At 66.3% G+C, this 19,862-nt stretch carries 14 protein-coding genes; all 14 read left to right on the plus strand.

Annotated features, from left to right (window positions below; all coding sequences use genetic code 11):
- Nucleotides 1–26: 26 nt before the first annotated feature.
- From ATI02_RS11265 to ATI02_RS11325, 14 genes are read left to right on the plus strand one after another with little or no spacing between them, the layout of a single operon-like run.
- Nucleotides 27–5,483: a non-ribosomal peptide synthetase gene (locus ATI02_RS11265; RefSeq protein WP_100846295.1), complete on the plus strand. Its 5,457-nt coding sequence runs from the start codon at nt 27–29 to the stop codon at nt 5,481–5,483.
- On the plus strand, nt 5,480–7,213 hold the full coding sequence (locus ATI02_RS11270; protein ID WP_100846296.1) for an ABC transporter ATP-binding protein: 1,734 nt from the start codon (nt 5,480–5,482) through the stop codon (nt 7,211–7,213). Before ATI02_RS11265 ends, ATI02_RS11270 begins: the two co-directional genes overlap by 4 nt.
- Nucleotides 7,210–8,955, plus strand: a complete 1,746-nt coding sequence (locus tag ATI02_RS11275; RefSeq protein ID WP_100846297.1) for an ABC transporter ATP-binding protein — start codon at nt 7,210–7,212, stop codon at nt 8,953–8,955. Before ATI02_RS11270 ends, ATI02_RS11275 begins: the two co-directional genes overlap by 4 nt.
- Complete coding sequence (locus ATI02_RS11280) at nt 8,949–10,052, plus strand: saccharopine dehydrogenase NADP-binding domain-containing protein (RefSeq protein ID WP_100846298.1); 1,104 nt, start codon at nt 8,949–8,951, stop codon at nt 10,050–10,052. Before ATI02_RS11275 ends, ATI02_RS11280 begins: the two co-directional genes overlap by 7 nt.
- Complete coding sequence (locus tag ATI02_RS11285; protein ID WP_095190713.1) at nt 10,049–11,083, plus strand: class I SAM-dependent methyltransferase; 1,035 nt, start codon at nt 10,049–10,051, stop codon at nt 11,081–11,083. Before ATI02_RS11280 ends, ATI02_RS11285 begins: the two co-directional genes overlap by 4 nt.
- Nucleotides 11,080–12,345 carry a class I SAM-dependent methyltransferase gene (locus tag ATI02_RS11290; protein ID WP_238156175.1) on the plus strand — a complete coding sequence of 422 codons (1,266 nt, stop codon included), beginning with the start codon at nt 11,080–11,082 and terminating at the stop codon, nt 12,343–12,345. Before ATI02_RS11285 ends, ATI02_RS11290 begins: the two co-directional genes overlap by 4 nt.
- Nucleotides 12,339–12,749 carry a hypothetical protein gene (locus ATI02_RS32650; protein WP_238156174.1) on the plus strand — a complete coding sequence of 137 codons (411 nt, stop codon included), beginning with the start codon at nt 12,339–12,341 and terminating at the stop codon, nt 12,747–12,749. Before ATI02_RS11290 ends, ATI02_RS32650 begins: the two co-directional genes overlap by 7 nt.
- On the plus strand, nt 12,746–13,924 hold the full coding sequence (locus ATI02_RS11295) for a cytochrome P450 (RefSeq protein ID WP_095190715.1): 1,179 nt from the start codon (nt 12,746–12,748) through the stop codon (nt 13,922–13,924). Before ATI02_RS32650 ends, ATI02_RS11295 begins: the two co-directional genes overlap by 4 nt.
- Complete coding sequence (locus ATI02_RS11300) at nt 13,921–15,066, plus strand: Gfo/Idh/MocA family oxidoreductase (RefSeq protein WP_095190716.1); 1,146 nt, start codon at nt 13,921–13,923, stop codon at nt 15,064–15,066. Before ATI02_RS11295 ends, ATI02_RS11300 begins: the two co-directional genes overlap by 4 nt.
- Nucleotides 15,063–15,782, plus strand: a complete 720-nt coding sequence (locus tag ATI02_RS11305; protein ID WP_100846299.1) for a VOC family protein — start codon at nt 15,063–15,065, stop codon at nt 15,780–15,782. The genes ATI02_RS11300 and ATI02_RS11305 overlap by 4 nt, the downstream gene beginning before the upstream one ends.
- Nucleotides 15,775–17,373 carry a (2,3-dihydroxybenzoyl)adenylate synthase gene (locus tag ATI02_RS11310; RefSeq protein ID WP_100846300.1) on the plus strand — a complete coding sequence of 533 codons (1,599 nt, stop codon included), beginning with the start codon at nt 15,775–15,777 and terminating at the stop codon, nt 17,371–17,373. Before ATI02_RS11305 ends, ATI02_RS11310 begins: the two co-directional genes overlap by 8 nt.
- Nucleotides 17,370–18,128, plus strand: a complete 759-nt coding sequence (locus tag ATI02_RS11315; RefSeq protein WP_095190719.1) for a thioesterase II family protein — start codon at nt 17,370–17,372, stop codon at nt 18,126–18,128. The genes ATI02_RS11310 and ATI02_RS11315 overlap by 4 nt, the downstream gene beginning before the upstream one ends.
- Complete coding sequence (locus ATI02_RS11320) at nt 18,125–18,433, plus strand: isochorismate lyase (protein WP_095190720.1); 309 nt, start codon at nt 18,125–18,127, stop codon at nt 18,431–18,433. Before ATI02_RS11315 ends, ATI02_RS11320 begins: the two co-directional genes overlap by 4 nt.
- The gene (locus tag ATI02_RS11325; protein ID WP_095190721.1) at nt 18,430–19,803 is read left to right on the plus strand and encodes an isochorismate synthase; all 1,374 of its coding nucleotides are present in this window, start codon (nt 18,430–18,432) and stop codon (nt 19,801–19,803) included. Before ATI02_RS11320 ends, ATI02_RS11325 begins: the two co-directional genes overlap by 4 nt.
- Nucleotides 19,804–19,862: the final 59 nt, after the last annotated feature.

The following is a 19,862-nucleotide window of genomic DNA, read 5'->3' on the forward strand; positions in this document are numbered from 1 at the left end:
CCCCCTTTTTTCCAGGAGCTGTCCCCATGCCCGCCGCCAAACTGCTAAGCGAACTCAAGTCCCTGGGCGTCGAACTCTGGCCCCAGGATGGCCAACTGAAATTCCGCGCGCCCCAGGGCCTGCTCGACACCGAACGCATGGCGCAACTGCGCGAACACAAGCAACAGATCCTGCACCTGCTGGAGACACAGGAACGCCCGCTCGTGCAGGCCGATCCGGCGCAGCACCACACGCCCTTCCCCCTCACCGATGTGCAGAATGCCTACCTGCTGGGCCGCCAATCGTCCTTCGGCTATGGCAATGTCGCCTGCCATGGCTACCTGGAACTGGGCTGGCCAACCCTGGACCCGCAGCGGGTGGAACAGGCCTGGAACCGCCTGATCGCCCGCCACGACATGCTGCGCGCGGTGATCGCCAGCGAAGGTTCGCAGCGTGTGCTGCCCGACGTCGCCCACTATCCTCTGGCCATCGCCGATTTGCGTGGTGCCACCCGCGAGCAGCACCAGCACGCGGTGCAACAGATTCGCCAAGCCATGGAGCAGAAGCTCTACCCCACCGAGGTCTGGCCGCTGTTCGAACTGCGTATGAGCCGCAGCGACAACGGCGACACGCTGCACTTTTCCATGGACTCCCTGATTGCCGACTGGGCCAGCGCGCAGCTGCTGTTCAATGAGCTGGAGCTGTTGCTGCAGGGTCCCCAGGCAGCCTTGCCTGCCCTGGACATCACCTTCCGCGACTATCTAATGGCCGAGCGCAGTTTGCTCGAAGGCAGCCGCCACCAACGTGACCGTGACTACTGGCTGGCCCGCATCGACGCATTGCCCGCCGCCCCACAACTGCCGACGCCCCTGAGCGGCGAAGACACCCGCGTGCCCCGTTTTCAACGGCACTCGGCGCAGCTTGAGTCGCAGCCATGGGCAGCCCTGAAAAGCGCTGCCAGCGAACGCGGCCTTACTCCATCCATCGTGGTGCTGGCGGCCTACGTAGCCACGTTACAACGCTGGAGCCAGCAGCCCGCCTTCAGCCTCAACCTGACATTGCTCAACCGCCTGCCACTGCACCCGCAGGTGGATCGCCTGGTGGGCGACTTCACCTCGGTCAGCCTGTTGCAGGTCAACGATCCCGCAGGGCTGGACTTCACCGCCCAGGCACGCCAGTTGGGCAGCCAATTGTTTGCCGACCTGGAGCACCGGTTGTACTCCGGCATCCAGGTCATGCGCGAAATCGGTCGGCGCCGCGGGCGTGAAGCGGCGGCCATGCCGGTAGTCTTCACCAGCGCCATCGGCCTGGGGATCGAGGCACCGCCGGCCAGTCAACGCCGGGTTGGCCACGGCATCACCCAGACGCCGCAGGTCACCCTTGATTGCCAAGTGATGGATGACGCCAACGGCCTGCACATCCATTGGGACGTGCGCCAAGGCGTATTCCCCGACGGCCTGGTGGACGACATGCAACAGGCCTTTGTCGCCGAGTTGCAGTTGCTCGCCCTCGATCCAGCCGCCTGGGAACATCCGGTGCACGTGCCGCTGCCGGCCTGGCAACAGCGTGAACGCCTGGCGGCGAATGCCACCGCCGCCCCGTTGCCCACCGGTCGCCTGCACGACGGCCTGCTGGCCATGGCCTGGGAACATCCTCACACCCTGGCGGTGATCGATGCCAGTGGCAGCCTGACCTACGCGGCCCTTGCCGAACGTGCACTGGCCGTGGCCGCCACCCTGCGTGAGGCCGGGTGCGACGCGCAGGAACCGGTGGCGATCCTGATGCCCAAGGGTCTCGACCAAGTGGTGGCGGCCTACGGCGTGTTGCTCGCCGGCGCGGCCTATCTGCCCCTGGACAGCAACGCTCCGGCCGCACGCCGCGACCGCGTCCTGCTAAGCGCCAAGGTGCGGCATGTGCTGGGGCATTCCCTGGCGCAGCCGAACACGCCGTTGCCCGAGACATTGCAATGGCACGCCGTAGACCGGTTGCCCTCGGCGGGCGCGGATTTCGAGCTGATCGAAGGCAGTCCCGATGACCTCGCCTACGTGATCTACACCTCCGGCTCCACCGGAGAACCCAAGGGCGTGATGATCAGCCATCGCGCCGCGCTCAATACCGTGCAAGACATCAATCGACGCTTCGACGTCAACGCCGATGACCGCGTGCTGGGCCTGGCGCAGTTGAGTTTCGACCTGTCGGTGTACGACCTGTTCGGGCCCCTCGCCGTGGGCGCAACCCTGGTGCTGCCCGACCCGGCCCGTGGCGCCGACCCGTCGCACTGGGCCGAACTGGTACAGCGTCATCAGGTCACGCTGTGGAACTCAGTGCCGGCACAACTGCACATGCTCGCCGACTACCTGCACGCCGAACCCCGCCCACTGGACAGCCTGCGCCTGGCCTTGCTGTCCGGTGACTGGATCCCGCTTAACCTGCCACCGCAACTCCAGGCGTTGTTGCCCGACCTGAAACTGGTAGGCCTGGGCGGCGCCACCGAAGCCTCTATCTGGTCGAACCTGCACCCCGTCGGCGCCATCGACCCGGCGTGGCGCAGCATTCCCTACGGCCTGCCGCTGGCCAACCAGGGCTTTCGGGTACTCGACAGCCACTGGCGTGATGCGCCGACCTGGGTGCCGGGCGACCTGTACATCACCGGTGTCGGCCTGGCCCAGGGCTACCTGGGCGATCCGGCATTGAGCGACGCACGCTTCTTTGCTCACCCGCTCGACGGCCAGCGCCTGTACCGCACCGGTGACCGTGGCCGCTATTTGCCGGGGGGAGAGCTGGAATTCCTGGGTCGTGAAGACGGCCAGGTGAAAATTCGCGGCCATCGGGTGGAACTCGGTGAGATCGAGGCCGCACTGCTCGCCACCCCTGGCGTGGGCACTGCGGTGAGCCTGGTCAGTGGCGACCTGTTGGCGTTCGTCACCGCCGCACGCGCCGAACCCGAGCCGCTGCCAGGCGCGCCGTTGCTCACGGCGGTCAAACGTTATGCCGACAGCCAGGTGGGCAGTTTCGATGCGCAACAGGTGCGCGAGTACCAGGCTGACCTGAGTGCCGCCGCATTGAGTTCGATGCTGGAGGTGTTGCTCAAGGCCGGACTGTTCAGCGGCGAACGGGCCGAACCGGACGCCGCCACAATCCTGCACGCCTTGCAGGCCGAGCCGCGTCACCATTGGCTGGTACGCCGCTGGTTGGGCGCGCTGTGCGAGGCTGGTCTGCTGCACTACACCCACTCGCACTACCGCCTCGCGCAACCCGCGCCCAACCCGGCGCTGGCGTGGGGCCGGGTGGAACAAGCGGTCGCCTCGGGGCTGTGCAGCCAGGCGCTGCTCGACTACCAGCTCAACCATGTGTGGCAACTGCCGCAACTGCTCAAGGGCGAGGTCAACCCGTTCGATTTGCTGTTCCCCCAAGGCCAACTGGACTTGGCCTTGCAGCTGTACGGCGGGGATGCCGTGTCGCGCTACAACAACCACAGCATCGCGGCGCTGATCAACCGCCTGGCCACCCACTATCAAGGCCACGGCCCGCTGCGCATCCTCGAAATCGGCGCCGGTACTGGCGCCACCAGCGCGCCGGTCATCGGCTTGCTCGATGGGCTGGAAGTCGACTACCTGTTTACCGACATGACCGCGCTTTTCCTGCCGGCGGCCAAGCAACGCTTTGCTGAACAGGCCTGGGTACGCTATGGCGTATTGGACATCGACCAGGACATCCGCCCTCAGGGTTTGGCCAGCAACAGCGTGGATATCGTGCTGTGTGCGGGCATGCTCAACAGCGTCAAGGACATCGACAATGCCCTTGGCCAGATCACCGGGTTGCTCAGCCCTGGCGGCTGGCTGGTGTTCAGCGAACCGACCGGCGAATGGCCGCCGATCCTGCTGACACAGGGCTTCATGATGACACCGGCCAATGGCGACCACGACCAGGGCCGAAGCAGCCTGCGCGACGCCGATATCTGGCAGGCGCGGGTCAAGGCCTTCGGTGGCGAATGCCTGCCTGCCCTGCCCCAGGCCGATCATCCGCTGGTCGCCCTCGGCATGCAGGTATTCGCCGCGCGCTTCAAGGCCGGCGTGCAGCGCCTGAGTGTCGACAGCCTGCGCCGCGCCCTGGCCGAACGCCTGCCGGACTACATGTTGCCAGCGCACCTGCAGGTACTCGACCGCTTGCCGTTGACCGCCAACGGCAAGGTCGACCGCAAGACCTTGGCCGGCTGGCGCCCTGCCGCCGATGCCCAGGCCTCCAGCAGCCAGGAAGCGCCGAGCGATCCGCTCAGCGCCGAGTTGTGCCGCGTATGGTCCGACGCCCTGGGGCTGGCGCAGATCGGCGTCGAGGACAGCTTCTATGAAAAAGGCGCCGACTCGCTGATCCTCGCCCGCGTCGCTGGCCAACTGCGTGAGCAACTGCCCCAGGCCCAAAGCCTGAGCTACGACACCTTGCTGCGCCAGATGCTCAACGAGCCGAATGTCGCCGCCCTCGCGCGCCTGCTCAATCAGGGCGAAGCCACGCCGCGCGCGATTGCCGCCAGCGATGAAGCGCAACGCTCGTCCAGCAGCAACGCGCTGGTGGTGCCATTTGGCGGGGGTGACGTCGGCCCGGTCCGGGTGATGTTCCACGCCGCCCTCGGCACCCTGGATTATTTCCAGCACCTGGGCCGCGCCCTTGCCGACCAACAGGCCGGTCCGGTGATTGGCTTTGCCGTGGCTGACACCGAACAGTACCTGGCGCTGGAGCCCAAACGCCTGATCGAGAGCGTGGCCGAGGACTACGCCGAACGCTTGATCGCCGACGGCCATCAACGTTTCCAGCTGATCGGCTACTGCCTCGGCGGGCTGCTGGCCACTGAGGTTGCCCGACGCTTGCTCGAACGCGGCATGGAAGTGGTCAACCTGAGCCTGATCGACAGCATCCCGATGTTCATCGACACCGACGAAGAGCTGGCCTACGAGGCGATCTTCGTGCCCAACCTGAACCTGGACCCGGTGAAAACCGTGTTCGGTGCGCACATCGAAGACTACGACGTGTACCGCGCCATCGACTTGTTGATGGCCCGCGACAACCGCTGCGTGCCTGCCGGGGCCATGGCGGCGTTGAGCGGCGATCCGGGGCTGGACGCGCTGGCGCTGGCGGTCCAACAGCAATCGGCGCGCAGCCAGCAGGAGCGCCTGGCCGAATACGCACGCCTGGCCTCGGGCCAGGCCGGGGTGCCGATCGGCCCCGAACTGGTACCGACGCTGTTTCGAGTGTGCCGCCATAGCATGCGGGCGGCGCGGTTCGACCCGCCGCCGTTCCTCGGCAACATGACCTACCTGCGCTGCCTGGAGCAGCAGTCGTTCGGCATCACCGGCGGCGTCGGGCACTTGGCCGCACCGTTCTGGGAAGACGCCTGCCTGGGCCGCTTCGAGCTGATCGACGTGCCCGGCAATCACTTCAGCGTGATCGAACCGCCCCACGTCCACACCGTTACTGCGCACCTGCTTGAGGCCCTTCGGAAAAACTCATGACCACTGCCTTGGATACTCTGAAACGCCCGGTCAATCGCCTCATCCGTATTGGTGTGGTGTTCGCCGCCCTCGGCGCATTGGTCAACCTGGTGCCCTTTATCGGCCTCACCGAACTGGGCCGCTTGCTGTTGGCCGGCAGCGCCGACAGCAAGATCCTATGGCTGTGGGCCGCGCTGGTGGTGATCGCCCTGAGTGTGGGGTGGATGGCCAGTGGCGTGGCGCTGTGGTTGACCCATGTGGCTGACCACCGGCTGCAATCAAGTTTGCGCGAAGCCATGGTGCGCAAGCTCGGGCGCGTGCCGTTGGGCTGGTACACCGACACCACCTCCGGCGCCGTGCGCAAGGTGGTGCAGGACGACCTCGAAGACCTGCACCACCTGGTCGCCCACCACGCGGTGGAACTCACGGCGGCCATCGTCACGCCGTTGGCGGGCCTGCTGTGGCTGGCGACGCTGAACTGGCGGCTGGCGCTGCTGGCGGTGCTGACACTGCCCATCTACGCGGTGGCCTACACGCTGATGATGCGCGGTTTTGGCGCCAAGATGCAGTTGCTGGACAAGAGCATGACCCGGGTCAGCGCGGCAATTGTCGAGTTCGTGCACGGCATTGCCGTGGTCAAGGCGTTCGGCCAGGTCGGCCAGGCGCACCGTAGCTATCAGCAGGCGGTCAACCAGTTCAGCGAGCAGTACGCCGGCTGGGTCAAGCCGCTGCTGCGCCTGGAAGCCTTTTCCTCGATGGCCTTGAGTGTGCCAGTGATCCTGCTGGTGAGCCTGGGGGTAGGAAGCCTGTTGCTGGCGCACGGTTGGATAACACCGCTGGAGCTGTTCGCCGAAACCCTGGTGGCGGTGGTCATTCCGCAGTCGCTGCTGGTGATCAACCAGAGCCTCACGGCCCAGCGTACGGCCCTGGCGGCAGCGGATCGCATCGAAGCGCTGCTGGACGTTGAGCAATTGCCTTCGCCCAAGGCCTGCGTCCAACCCCAGGGTAGCGACATCCGCTTTGAACAGGTGCAGTTCGGCTACGACGCCGAGCACCTGATCCTCAAGGGCGTCGACCTGCACTGCCCGGCCGGCAGCGTGACCGCATTGGTCGGCGCATCCGGTGCCGGCAAGTCGACCCTGGCCAAGCTGGTGCCGCGCTTTCATGACGTCAACGCCGGCCGTATCTGCGTGGGCGGCGCCGATGTGCGCGAGATCGACCCGCGCCAGTTGTATCAACACGTGGGCTTCGTGTTGCAGGACGCCCAACTGGTGCACGGCACGGTCGCCGACAACCTGCGCCTGGGCCGCCCGGATGCCAGCGATGCAAAGGTCGAGGCGGCAGCGCGCTCCGCGCAGATCCATACGCGTATCCAGGCCCTGCCCCGGGGTTATCAATCGGTGATCGGCGAAGATGCGATCTTCTCCGGTGGCGAGGCGCAGCGCGTGTCCATCGCCCGCACGCTGCTGGCCGACACGCCAGTGCTGATCCTCGATGAAGCCACCTCCCACGCCGATCCCGAGTCCGAAGCATTGATCCAGGATGCGCTGTCGGCCTTGGCACGGGGCCGCACGGTGCTGGTGATTGCCCATCGTCTGTCGAGCATCAGTGGCGTCGACCAGATCGTCGTCCTCGACCAGGGCCGCGTGCTGGAAAGCGGTCGCCATGAACACCTGCTGAACGCCAATGGCGCCTATGCCCGACTGTGGCGAGCCGGCACCGAAACCCCTGCCGTGGAGATGTCCCTGTGATTCGCAGCCTTGTGACCTTACTGGGCCCGGCCCATGCCCCGCGCCTCTACCGTTACCTGGCGTGGCTGGTGACCAGCGCCGTGCTGCAAGGCCTGGCCGTGGCGCTGTTGGTGCCGATCCTGCACGCGTTGTTCGCCGGCGACCTGCCCACGGCCACCGCCTGGCTGGCGGGCCTGGCGGCCATGGTGGTGCTGACCTGCATCGCCCACTACCAGCAGGCCATGAAGGGCTTTGCCCTGGCCTTGCTGGTGCTGACGACCTTGCATGATCGCCTCGGCCAGCATCTGGTCAGCCTGCCGTTGGGCTGGTTCAACTCGGAAAAGGTCGGGCGTCTCTCGCGCAGCGCTACCAGCGGTACGTTGATGGTCACCGGTTTGTTTGCCCATTACCTGGGGCCGGTGGTGTCGGGGGTGGTGGTGCCGGCCACCGTGGCGCTGACGCTGTTCGTGTTCGACTGGCGCCTGGGCCTGACGGCTGTGTTGTGTGCGCCGCTGATCTACTTCACCCATCACTGGTCGGCCGCCGCCATCGGCAGCAACGATGCGCGAGTGGAAGCCGCCGCGACACTGGCCGGCAACCGGGTGGTGGAGTTCGCCCGCAATCAGCAAGTGCTGCGCGCGTTTGGCCGCACCCAGGACGGCTACGCGCCGTTACAGGCGGCCAATCAGGCGCAAAAGCTGGCGGGTGGCTCGATGCTGTCGCAGACCTTTCCCAAGCTGCTCGCTGGTGGTTTGACCGTGCAGCTGGCCTTTGCGCTACTGGTCGGCGTGGGCATTGCACTGGCGGCTCATGGTGAAATCGATGCGATCCAGTTGGTGGCCCTGCTCGCCCTGGCAGCACGATTCGTGGGGCCATTGGCCGAAGCCGCAGCACGCAGCGGCCTGTTGCGCATGGCCGGCAACGACCTGGATCAATTGGTGAGTATCCTGCGTGAGCCACCGTTGCCCGAACCCGCCGTCAGCCTGCCCCTGTCAGCACCCGGCAGCCTGGCCTTCGAACACGTGAGCTTCGCCTACCCGAGTGGCCCGACGGTGTTGCGCGACCTGACCTTCAGCGCCCCGGCGCATTCGATGACCGCGATTGTCGGCGCGTCGGGCTCGGGCAAGACCACCGTCACCCGCCTGTTGATGCGTTTTTTCGACACCACGGCGGGTAGCGTCAAGGTCGGCGGCGTGGACGTGCGCGAGCTGTCCAACGCGGCGCTGATGGCGCAGTTGTCGCTGGTGATGCAGGACGTGTACCTGTTCGACGACAGCCTGGAAGCGAATATCCGCGTCGGTAGCCCGGACGCCAGTGCCCGCGAAGTCGCCGAAGCGGCACGGCTGGCCGGTGTCGATGACATCGTCGCCCGCCTGCCGCAGGGCTGGAACACACCGGTGGGCGAAGGTGGCGCATCGTTGTCCGGCGGTGAGCGCCAGCGCGTGTCCCTGGCGCGCGCCTTGCTCAAGCGTGCGCCTATCGTGCTGCTGGACGAAGCCACCGCCGCGCTCGACCCGCACAACGAAGCCTTCGTACAGGCCGCGATTCAACGCCTGATGCAACACTCGACCGTGCTGGTGATCGCCCATCGTTTGCCGACCATCATGGCCGCTGACCAGATTCTGGTCCTGGACGAAGGTCGCCTGGTGGAATCAGGCACCCACGCACACCTGCTCAGCCTCAACGGGCGTTACGCCGGGTTCTGGCATGACCGTCAGCGCGCGGGTGGCTGGCGCCTGAATGTGCAGGCCCAGCCATGCTGATCGGGGTGCTGGGCGGCAGTGGCGACGTCGGCCTGACCGGCGCACAGGCCTTGTTAAGCCTGGGCCTGCAGGACCTGCGCCTGGGCGGGCGTGACGCGCACAACGGCGCGCGCTGCCTGGCGCTGCTCCAGCAACAATGGCCCGAAGCACGCCTGCAATGGACGGCCGTGGACTTCAACGACACGCCGGCCCTGACCAGGTTCGCCCGTGGCTGCGACGTGCTACTCAACTGCGCCGGCCCCTCCTGGCGCGTGGCGGACCGTGTCGCGCAGGCCGCCTTGAACGCTGATGCGCATTACGTCGATGCCGCGGGCGATATCCAACTCGACCCGGTTTTATGGCGCGGGCGCAGCGCGGTGCTTGGTGCGGGCCTGCAGCCGGGCCTTACCGGCCTGCTGCCACGCTGGCTCGCGATGCAGGGGTTCACACACGTGCAGGGGCTGAGCAGCTATTTTGGCCTGCGTGACCGCTTCACGGCGGTCGCCGCCGATGACTTCCTGCAAGGGGCGGTAGACGGCTCCAGCGAGCCCTTGGCGGCCTGGCACAACGGCCGTTGCAGCCGCGCACTGCGACGCAGGCGCGACGTGCTGCTGCCGTGTTTCCCCGGGCCGGTGCATGTGCTGCCCTACTTGAACCGGGAAGGCGAACGCTTGGCCAGGGACCTGCGCCTGGAAACAGGCCAGTGGTTCAATGTGATGACCGACGGCCATGTACTCAAGGCCCTCGACCAGGCGCACAGCCTGCCGCGTGCCGAAGCGGTGCAGCGCTTATGCACCGCCAGCCAGTTGGACCTCAGTGGCCAGCCACCCTTTGTCACGTTGTTGCTGCAACTCGATGGCCTCTGCGACGGCCAAGCCTGCACCCGCAGCCTGGTCGTCAGCGGCACAGGCAACACGCCTCTGACCGGCGCCATGGCGGCAGTCACGGTGATGAGTGTGCTCAAAGGCGAAATCCGCCCAGGCTGCCATGACGCCGCTTACGCGTTGCCGCCCGCCGCCAGCCTTGAGCGCCTGCAACGCACTCAGGCGATCCGCGCACTGACCCTGCTGGACCACCCACTCGCACACCTGCAACACGCCGAAGAAGGTTGCCTATGAATACCGCCCTTAACGCACTGGAACAACTGAGCCTGGGTGTCATGGCCGACGTGCTCCTGCGTACCCAGGCCTTACCGATGCAGGTCTGGCGAACCGCCGCACAGCTTAACCAAGCGCTGGGCACCGCACCGCGCCACGCCTGGATCGTGCGGCGCTGGTTCGCGGCGTTGTCGCGTACCGAAGCCGTGCAGGTAGACGGCGAGCGGTTGGCCTGGAATGGCACGCCGCCTCAAGCCGCCCTCGGCGATTTGCCAGGGTTGTATGCCGAGCTGGGTTTCCCGTCGAGCATGGCGCAACTCCATGCCCAGGTCATCGAGTGCCTGCCCGAGTTGCTGCGCGACCGCATCGCCCTGGCGCCGTTGTTGGTGCTCGCCGGGGATCCGGTGGCGGTACTCGGTGCGTACCAGCACAACCACTTCACTGCCGCGATCAACCAGACGCTCGCGGCCCGTGCGCGGGAAACCCGCGCCGCCGACGACGTGTTGCAGGTGCTGGAGCTCGGCGGCGGTGCGGGCTGTACCACGCGTGCCGTGCTGGCAGCCCTGGAGGACCGTGAAAAAGCTTATCGCTTCACTGATATCAGCTCACTGTTCACCGGCGTGGCACGGCGCGAATTGCGCCTGGAGCCCGGTATGCAATTCGACCTGCTCGACCTGGACCGCGACTTCAGCGAGCAAGGCATCGCGCCCCGCAGCCAGGACCTGGTGATCGCCGGCAACGTGCTGCACAACGCCTGCGACCTGCCGCGCAGCCTGGCGCGAATCCGCGCCTGCCTGCGCGACGGCGGCACCTTGCTGTTCAGCGAATCCATCGCCGACAACCCGGCGATGCTGACCTTCATGCACCTGTTGCTCTCACCCCCAGCCGGCGCGCCGCTGCGGGTCATCGATGAGGTATTCATGCCACCCGACGCCTGGCGCCAGGCCTTGTACGTCGCAGGCTTTGAGTTGCTCGACGTATGGCCCGCCGCGACCGACCCGCTGGCCGCCGCCGGACAACGCCTGTTCCATGCCACCGGAGTTTCCCGATGAACGTCGACACCCTGTTGATCGACCTGCCCACTGCGCCCTGGCAACTGCCTGCGTTTACCGACCTGGGCGTTCATCAGTTGGCGCCCGCGCGGCTGCTGGCCTTGCTTGAGCGCCAACGCCCGGCTGTGGTGATGATGAGCGCCGAACAGCTGGAGCGCCTGCTGGATTTCCCCGCACTGGCGTTGAGTGATTTGAGCCACCTGCAACAGGTGCTGTTCGTCAGCCACCGCACGGGTGACTGGCAGCTTGCGGAGCGTGCGGCGGCGCAACTCGATTGCCGCGTGCAAGGTTTCACGGAGCAATGGCACGACTTGGCCAGCGTAAAGCTGGCGCATCAACGCTGGCGTGAGCGCGCTTTGGGCCATCCTCAAGTCAATGCCGTTGCCCTGCACGGCCAGACGCTGTTCGTGGTGCCGCATCCTTGCCCGAGCAGGCCGGTGGACGATCACCTGGCCGCAACCGAGGCCGCCCTCGACCAAGCCTTTGAACCCGCGCAACTGGTGGAGGCGGTGCGACTCAATGACCGATTGGGTCACGCCGCGTTGCTCTCCATGCTCAATGGGCTTGAGCAGTGTGGGTTGCTGCCGGCACCGCTCAATGACGTGGCCCACAGCCTGGCACGGGCGGGTATTGCCCCTGGCCACCGGCCGTTGATTGCGCGCTGGCTGGATGTCCTGCAAGCCCAAGGCCTGTTGCGACGCGTCGCCGATCGGTTGCAACCCACCCTCGACGCGAATGCCTGGAGCGATATCGCCCTGGAAGGTATTTGGGCGCAGTTGAGCGTGGACTGGGCGCGCAATACCGGCGGCAACGGCACCCTCGACTACGCGCGGGAGAATGCGCGGCAGTTGCCGTTGTTGATGCGCGGTGAGTGTGCGGCGGTGCACCTGTTGTTTCCCGAAGGCCGCACCGAGCGAGCGGCGGCGCTGTACCGCGAGAGCCTCGCAGCGCAATACCAGCACCGCGCCGTCGCGCACTGGATCGGCGCCTGGGCCGCACGCCAGCCGGCCGGTGTGCTTCTGCGCGTGCTGGAAGTCGGCGCCGGCACCGGGTCCACCACCCAAGCGGTGTTGCCCGCCTTGGCGAATGCCAGCGTGGATTATCTGTGCACCGACGTGTCGCGCTACTTCAGCGAGCAAGCCGCCGAGCGGCTCAAGGACTGGCCATGGGTACGTCACGGCGTGTTCGATATCGACCGCCCGGCCCTGGCCCAGGGTTATCCCAGCCAGAGCTGGGACCTGATCGTTGCCGGGGCGTGCTGAATGCCGCCCGCGACACCGAGCGGTCCCTGGCCACCCTGCTCGCCTTGCTCAAGCCGGGCGGCTGGCTGGTGTTCAGCGAACCGACCCAGGAGGAATTCTGGGTGATGGCCTCCCAGGCTTTCATGCTCAACCAGGCCAGCGACGAACGCCAGCTCAGCAGCGCCACCTTCCTCGACCTGTCGCAGTGGCAAAGCGCATTGGCGCGGGCCGGATTCCACGGCAACCGCAGCCTGCCCGCCGCCACACACCCGCTGGCGCGCCTGGGCCATCGCATATTCGTGGCCCAGGTCCCGGCCCAACGCCTGAGCCGCGCCGCACTGGCGGCCCATCTGGAAGACCCCGAACTGCAGCTTGAGCTGCTCGACCATTTGCCCGACCTCAGCACCGCCAAGGACTTGCCATGACCCCGCTGGCCTACCCGTTCAACCGCTTCACCGACCTCAAGCTGGCGCAACCCTATTGCCATGCCCAACAGGCACCGGGGCTGTTGCGCATCCAGATGCCCATCGGCGCCCCCGCCTGGCTCGCCACCCGCTATGACGATGTGCGCCTGGTGCTCGGTGACCGGCGCTTCAGCCGCAGCGAAGCGTTTCGCCGCGACGATAGCCCGCGTGCCTTCCCACGCATCGCCGGTGGCATCGTGATGATGGATCCGCCGCAACTCACGCGAATCCGCTCGCGCGCCGCCCAGGCTTTCACCCGCCGCCGCGTCGAAGCCCTGCGTCCCCACGCCCGCGACTACGCCCATCAGTTGATCGACCGCATGCTCGCCGCCGGCCCGCCGGCCGATCTGGTCAACGACTACGCCTTGCCGTTGCCTCTGGCGCTGATCTGCGAGCTGCTGGGTGTGCCGGTGCAGGACCGTGACCGTTTCAAGGTGTGGAACGACTCCCTGCAGTCGACCCGCCCTGAAGACGCGGATCAGACCCAACTTCACCTGGGCGAGCTGGCCGCGTACATCAAAGACCTGGTGGCCGGACGTCGACGCGCGCCACGGGATGACTTCATGACTGCCCTGACCCAGGCCGACGAAAAAGGCGAGTCCCTCAACGAGGAGCAATTGCTGCTGTTGTGCATTGCGATCCTGGTCGCCGGTTACGAAGGCAGTGCCTCGCAGATCCCCAACTTTATCCAGGTGCTGTTGGACAACCCCGCGCAGTGGCAACAGCTCAAGGCCGATCCCGAGCAGATACCGCAGGCGGTCGAAGAGCTGCTGCGCTACATCCCGCTGGCCTCGGCGGCGATGTTTGTGCACTACGCGCTGGAAGACATTCAGGTCGGTGAAACCCTGGTGCGCCAGGGCGACGCGGTGCTCGCCTCGATCGGCGCCGCCAACCATGACCCGGCCCGCTTTGAAAACCCACAGGCGCTGGACCTGCAACGGGATGCCAGCGGCCATTTCGGCTTTGGCCACGGCCTGCATCACTGCATCGGCTCAGCCCTGGCGCGGGTCGAATTGCAGGAGGCGCTGCACGCCCTGGTGGTGCGCCTGCCCAGCCTGCAGCGCTGTGGCGACGTGCAATGGAAAACCTCGACGTTCTTTCGCGGCGCCCACTGCCTGCCGGTGACCTGGTCATGAACCGCCCCATTGCACGCAAACGCGTGATCGTCGCCGGCACTGCGTTTGGCCGTATCTACCTGCAAGCCCTGGCACGCGCCCAGGCCGACTATGAACTGGTGGGCATCCTGTCACGCGGCAATGCCTACTCGCGCGCCTGCGCCGCGCACTATGGCGTACCGTTGTACGAGGCGGTGGAGCAAGTGCCGGATGACGTCGACATTGCCTGCGTGGTAGTGCGCTCCGGCGCCACAGGCGGCGCCGGCAGCGAGCTGGCCCAGCAGTTGCTGCGACGCGGCATCCACGTGCTGCAGGAACACCCGGTGCACCACCGCGAAATCGCGGCGTGCATGCAGGCCGCTCGTCAAGGCCAGGCAGCCTACGCGGTGAACACGCTGTACCCGAACATCCTTGCGATCCGGCGTTTTCTCGCCGTGGCCGAGTATCTGCGCGAACAGCAAGGGCTGGCGTACATAGACGCGGCCTGCAACAGCCAGGTGGCCTACCCGCTGCTGGACATTCTCGGGCGCCTGGCCGGTGGCTTGCGGCCCTGGGTGTTCGCAGCGCCGGCCGCCGGGGTCGGAACGCAGCCTTTCACGCGGCTCAACGCGAGCTTCAACGGGGTGCCAATCAGCCTGCGCATCCAGAACCAGGTGCACCCCCAGGACCCGGACAACCACTCCTTCCTGTTGCATCGCCTCGAAGTGGGCTGCGAAGCCGGCGTGCTGAGCCTGGGCGACACCCATGGCCCGGTGCTGTGGAACCCGCGCCTGCATGCCCCACGGGACAACACCGACCGCCTGATCATGGCCGGCACCGGCAGCGAACGCCTTGCCGGGCCGACGATGGTGGTGCTCGACCCGCAGCTCCCCGCGAGCTACCACCAGGTGTTCAACCAGCTCTGGCCCGACGCGGTCAGCCTTGCGCTGGGTGAACTGTGCCGCGATATCGACGACCCCGCACGCCGCCTGCGCAGCGGTGTGTGGGCGACCGAGGTGTCCATGGCCTGGCGCGAAATGAACGGCCTGATCGGCATGCCTGAACTGATCGAGCCACCGGTGCCGCGTGCGCTGCCACTGGCCGAACTCCACGCGTGTGCCGACGCCGTGCGACCCCCTTGCGGTGACGACACCGCCCAACTGCTGGGAGCCCTGCCGTTTTGAACACTGCTCAACCCTCTTCCGCCTGCAGCCATGTGCTGCTGTGGGTGCGTGACTTGCACCAGGCCGTGGCGAATTTTCGCGCCGCCGGCTTCGAGGTCACTTACGCCACCGCCGAAGCCAGCGCGCAACACGCGCACATCTGGTTCAGCCAAGGGCCGATCATCGAACTGTTGACCACGCCGCGTCATGCCTGGCTGTTCAAGTGGCCCATCGACTGCCTGGCCGGCCGGGGGGCCGGGCGACGCATGTTGCGTTGGGCCGCGCAGGGCGAAGGTTTCTGCGACCTGGCCCTGCTGTGCGAAGACCCGGCCCTGGCGCCACGCCTCAAGGGCCTGGCGGCTTGCGGCGTCAGCATGGGACGTACGGTGAACTGGCGGCGCACCTGCGCCGATGGCAGCCAGACGCGCTTTCGTTTCGTGTACCCGCGCCATGATCGCTTGCCCTTCCTGGTCACGCCCTACTCACCGTCCCAGCACCCGGCGCACAGGGTCCACCCCAATGGCGCTACCGGGTTGGCCGCGATTCACTTGGGCGTACACCCCGACGACAGAACCGCCCTCGACCTGCTGACCGGCGATGACCCGCTGTTGCGCCTGCAACCGGCCACGCACACTGGCGTACAGGCGGTGCAAGTCACCGGCCTTGCGCACCCGCTGAATCTGCACGGTGCCCAGTTGCTGGGCTGCCCGACTGCCCAAGGAGATTGCCATGCTTGATGGATGCACTGACTGGCCCGACGACTTTATCCGCCGCTACCGCGAGCAAGGCTACTGGCGCGGCGCGCCCTTGGGCGAACTGCTGCGCGAGCAGGCCCGGCGCACGCCAAACAAGGAGGCGCTGGTAGACGGCTCGCGGCGCTGGAGCTACGCCGAGCTCGACCAGCAGGCCGACCGCCTGGCCGCCGGCCTGGCCGAGCGCGGGCTGGTGGCGGGCCAGCGGGTGCTGGTGCAGTTGCCGAATATCGCCGAGTTCTTCAGCCTGACCTTCGCCCTGCTGCGCCTGGGCGTGATCCCGGTGTTTGCGCTACCGGCCCACCGCGAACATGAACTGGCGCACCTGGCGCACCTCAGCCAGGCAGTGGCCTACGTGATGGTTGATCAGCACCTGGGCTTCGACTATCGCCCGTTGGCGCGCACGCTGCGCGAGCAAGTGCCGAGCCTGCAACAGGTATGGGTGGTCGGTGCCGCCGAGGAATTCGTGCCGCTGGCGCAGTGCGTGGCCAGCCCGCGTGAATGGCCGCAGCCGGATTCGCGGGAGGTGGCGGTGCTGCTGTTGTCCGGCGGCACCACTGGCCTGCCCAAACTGATCCCGCGCACCCATGACGACTACGCGTGCAATGCGCGCCTGGCCGCCCAGGCGTGTGGGTTCGATGCCGATACCCGATACCTCGCCGCACTGCCGGTGGCGCACAACTTCCCCCTCGCCTCTCCCGGTGCTTTGGGCGTGTTCAGTGTCGGCGCCACCCTGGTGCTGGCCCCGGAACCGAGCCCGGACACCGCCTTTGAGCTGATCGAACGCGAACACATCACCCACACCGCCCTGATCCCACCGCTGGTGTTGCTGTGGCTGGAAGTCGCGCAATGGTCCGATAGCGACCTAAGCAGCCTGCAATGCCTGCAGGTCGGCGGCGCCCGGCTCAAGGCCGAGATCGCCGCACGCATCCGTCCGGTCTTGGGCTGCGGCCTGCAACAGGTGTACGGCATGGCCGAGGGTTTGCTGTGCTTCACGCCATTGGATGATCCGCAGGCGCGGGTGTTCGACACCCAGGGGCTGCCGCTGACCGCCGACGACGAGATCCGCATCGTCGACGCCGATGACCAACCGGTCGCCCCTGGTGCCGTCGGTGAATTGCTGGTGCGTGGCCCCTACACCATTCGCGGCTATTACAACGCCGCCGAGCAGAACCAGCGCGCGTTTACCGCCGACGGTTTTTACCGCAGCGGCGACCTGGTGCGGCGCCTGCCTGAAGGGCATTTGATTGTCGAGGGTCGCAGCAAGGATGTGATCAATCGCGGGGGCGAGAAAATCCCCGTGGAAGAGATCGAGAACCTGCTGCTCGGCCATCCGTTGATTCGCGATGTGGCGCTGGTGGCGCTGGCCGACGAGTTGCTCGGGGAGCGCAGTTGCGCCTGTGTGCTGGCCCACGGCGAGCGACTCGACCTGGCCTCGATCAACGCCTGGCTGCGCGAACGTGGGCTGGCCGCCTACAAGTTGCCGGATCGTTTGCAGGTGCTGCGCGAATTCCCATTGACGCGCCTGGGCAAGGTCAACCGCAAGGCCTTGGCGGAACAGGTGTTGGCGCTATGAGCGGCGCGGCATCACCGTGGCTGCGTGTGCTGCGAGAAAGCCACCAGGCACGGGCACGCCTGGTATGCCTGGCCCATGCCGGGGGCAGCGCGAGTTTTTTCCGTCCGTGGCTGGCGCACCTGCCGGGGGATATCGACCTGCTGGCCGTGCAATCTCCGGGACGTGAAGAGCGTTTCAACGAAACGCATATCCCCTGCCTGGACAGGCTCGCCGAACACATTGCCGCAGCACTGCAAAAGTTGCCCGCCCGGCCCTTGCTGCTGTTCGGTCACAGCATGGGCGCCGCCCTCGCCTACGCCGTGGGAGTGCGCCTGCAAGCGGCGGGCTCTGGCGCCGCCCATGTGTTCGTCTCGGGTCACGCGCCTCCACACCGGCAACCAGACAGTGACCTGCACCGCCAGGACGACGCCGCGCTGATCGCCGATATCCTGCGCCAGGACGCCGACGCCGCCGGCCTGTGGGCCAATCCCCAACTGCGTGCGTTGTTCCTGCCAACCCTGCGCAGCGACTACCAGGCCATCGAAACCTGGCGCCCACAGCAGCTTACCCGCTTGTCGGCGCCACTCGACGTGCTGCTGGCCCGCGATGACGCCGAAGTCAGCCTTGAGCAGGCCCGTGCCTGGGCCGACCTCAGCGACCACACCCCGGATATCCGCCTGTTCGACGGCGACCACTTTTACCTCAAGCATCAGCCGCGACCGGTGATCCATCACCTGTTGCAACGCACTGCCTACCTACAGGGAGACTCGGTATGAAAACCCCGGAACACTGCACTGGCCTTTCGGACATTCGTGAAGCCATCAACAGCCTCGACCAGCAGATAATCGAGGCCCTCGGCCTGCGCATGCAGTACGTCAAGGCCGCCTCCGCGTTCAAGCCCGACCAGGCCAGCATCGCCGCCCCGGAACGCGTCGCGGCGATGTTGCCGCAGCGCCGGCAATGGGCGCAGGAGGCTGGGTTGGACGGTGAGTTTATTGAGGGATTGTTCAACCAAATCATCCACTGGTACATCGCAGAGCAGACCGCCTTCTGGCTGCAGAAAAAGAGCAAGGTGATATGAACGTAGACGCGTTGCTCAAGCTGTTCCAGACCGCGCACCAACGTGCGGTGGCGTATCAACGGCCAGTCATCGCCGTTTCTTCACACCCCGCGCCAGCGCTGGAGGCCCTTGCCCTTTACGAAGCCCACCGGCAGGGTTTCTTCTGGCGCGCGCACTCGCCAGACCTGACACTGTTTGGCCTGGGCTGCGCCTGGCAGATCGAGGCCAGCGGCCCTCGGCGCATGCTCGACGTCGACCGCCAATGGTTCGCCCTGTGCGCCGACGCGGTGATCGACGGACCCAAGGCACCACTGCTGCTGGGCGGCATGCGCTTCGATGAACAGCGGCCATGCGCGCCACATTGGGCCGCCTTCGCTGACGCCAGTTTTCAACTGGCCCATTGGTTGCTCAGCGAGGATGCCAACGGCCGCTGGCTGCGTTGCCAGCGTGTGGTCGAACCCGACAGCGATCCGGCCACACTGGCACGCGAAAGCCTGGCCGCCTATGAGCAACTGCTCAACCCGCCCGCCTCGGCGACCGCTGCGCCCGACGTCATCGAACGCAACGCGCTGCCTTCGCACCAATGGCAGGCAAAGGTCGATACGGCGTTGCAGGCCATTAGGCGCTGCGATTTGAACAAAGTGGTGTTGGCGCGGCATATCGAGTACCAGCTGGACGCGGCCCTCGACAGTGGTGCAGTGATGCAGCGGCTGCACGCACGACGCAACGCGTCCCATCTGTTCGCGCTGCACCGTGGCGAGCATTGCTTCATGGGGGCCACCCCCGAACGACTGCTCAGTTGCCAGGAGGGTCGCCTGACCACCCACGCCCTGGCCGGCAGTGCGCGACGTGGCATCACCGCCGACGAGGATCACGCCATCGGTGAACGGTTACTGGCCGATCCCAAGGAACAATATGAACACCAACTGGTGGTGCAGACCATCACCCAGGCCTTGAACGGCAAGGTCAGCGACCTCCAGGCCGCGTCATGCCCCGGCCTGCTGAAACTAGCCACCGTGCAGCACCTGAGCACGCCGATCGCAGCGCAACTCAACCCCGACAAGCGTTTGCTGGATGGTATCCAGGCGCTGCACCCCACGCCGGCGGTCGGTGGTTTGCCAAGAGCGACAGCCATGAGCTTCATCCGTCGCCACGAAGGCTTTGACCGCGGCTGGTATGCGGCACCCGTGGGTTGGCTGGACTCAAAGGGCAATGGAGATTTCCTGGTAGCCCTGCGTTCAGCGCTGATCACCCCTCAACACTGTCATTTGTTCGCAGGGTGCGGGATTGTTCACGGCTCTTGGCCTGCCGATGAGTATGAGGAAACTCAAATCAAGCTTGCCAGCATGGAACATGCTTTACTGCTCTTCCCACGCCGATCAAAAACGTAGGAACGAAGTTTAGCTACAACTGAACGATGCCCCATTCGATAACTACGCAAATCTTTGTG

Source organism: Pseudomonas baetica (assembly GCF_002813455.1).
Taxonomy (GTDB): Bacteria; Pseudomonadota; Gammaproteobacteria; order Pseudomonadales; family Pseudomonadaceae; genus Aquipseudomonas; species Aquipseudomonas baetica.

What these genes read in the sequence shown, in the direction of transcription:
- ATI02_RS11265 (WP_100846295.1), top strand. Translation starts at nt 27, where the DNA reads ATGCCCGCCGCCAAACTGCTAAGCGAACTCAAGTCCCTGGGCGTCGAA.
- ATI02_RS11270 (WP_100846296.1), top strand. Translation starts at nt 5,480, where the DNA reads ATGACCACTGCCTTGGATACTCTGAAACGCCCGGTCAATCGCCTCATC.
- ATI02_RS11280 (WP_100846298.1), top strand. Translation starts at nt 8,949, where the DNA reads ATGCTGATCGGGGTGCTGGGCGGCAGTGGCGACGTCGGCCTGACCGGC.
- ATI02_RS11285 (WP_095190713.1), top strand. Translation starts at nt 10,049, where the DNA reads ATGAATACCGCCCTTAACGCACTGGAACAACTGAGCCTGGGTGTCATG.
- ATI02_RS11290 (WP_238156175.1), top strand. Translation starts at nt 11,080, where the DNA reads ATGAACGTCGACACCCTGTTGATCGACCTGCCCACTGCGCCCTGGCAA.
- ATI02_RS11295 (WP_095190715.1), top strand. Translation starts at nt 12,746, where the DNA reads ATGACCCCGCTGGCCTACCCGTTCAACCGCTTCACCGACCTCAAGCTG.
- ATI02_RS11300 (WP_095190716.1), top strand. Translation starts at nt 13,921, where the DNA reads ATGAACCGCCCCATTGCACGCAAACGCGTGATCGTCGCCGGCACTGCG.
- ATI02_RS11310 (WP_100846300.1), top strand. Translation starts at nt 15,775, where the DNA reads ATGCTTGATGGATGCACTGACTGGCCCGACGACTTTATCCGCCGCTAC.
- ATI02_RS11315 (WP_095190719.1), top strand. Translation starts at nt 17,370, where the DNA reads ATGAGCGGCGCGGCATCACCGTGGCTGCGTGTGCTGCGAGAAAGCCAC.
- ATI02_RS11320 (WP_095190720.1), top strand. Translation starts at nt 18,125, where the DNA reads ATGAAAACCCCGGAACACTGCACTGGCCTTTCGGACATTCGTGAAGCC.
- ATI02_RS11325 (WP_095190721.1), top strand. Translation starts at nt 18,430, where the DNA reads ATGAACGTAGACGCGTTGCTCAAGCTGTTCCAGACCGCGCACCAACGT.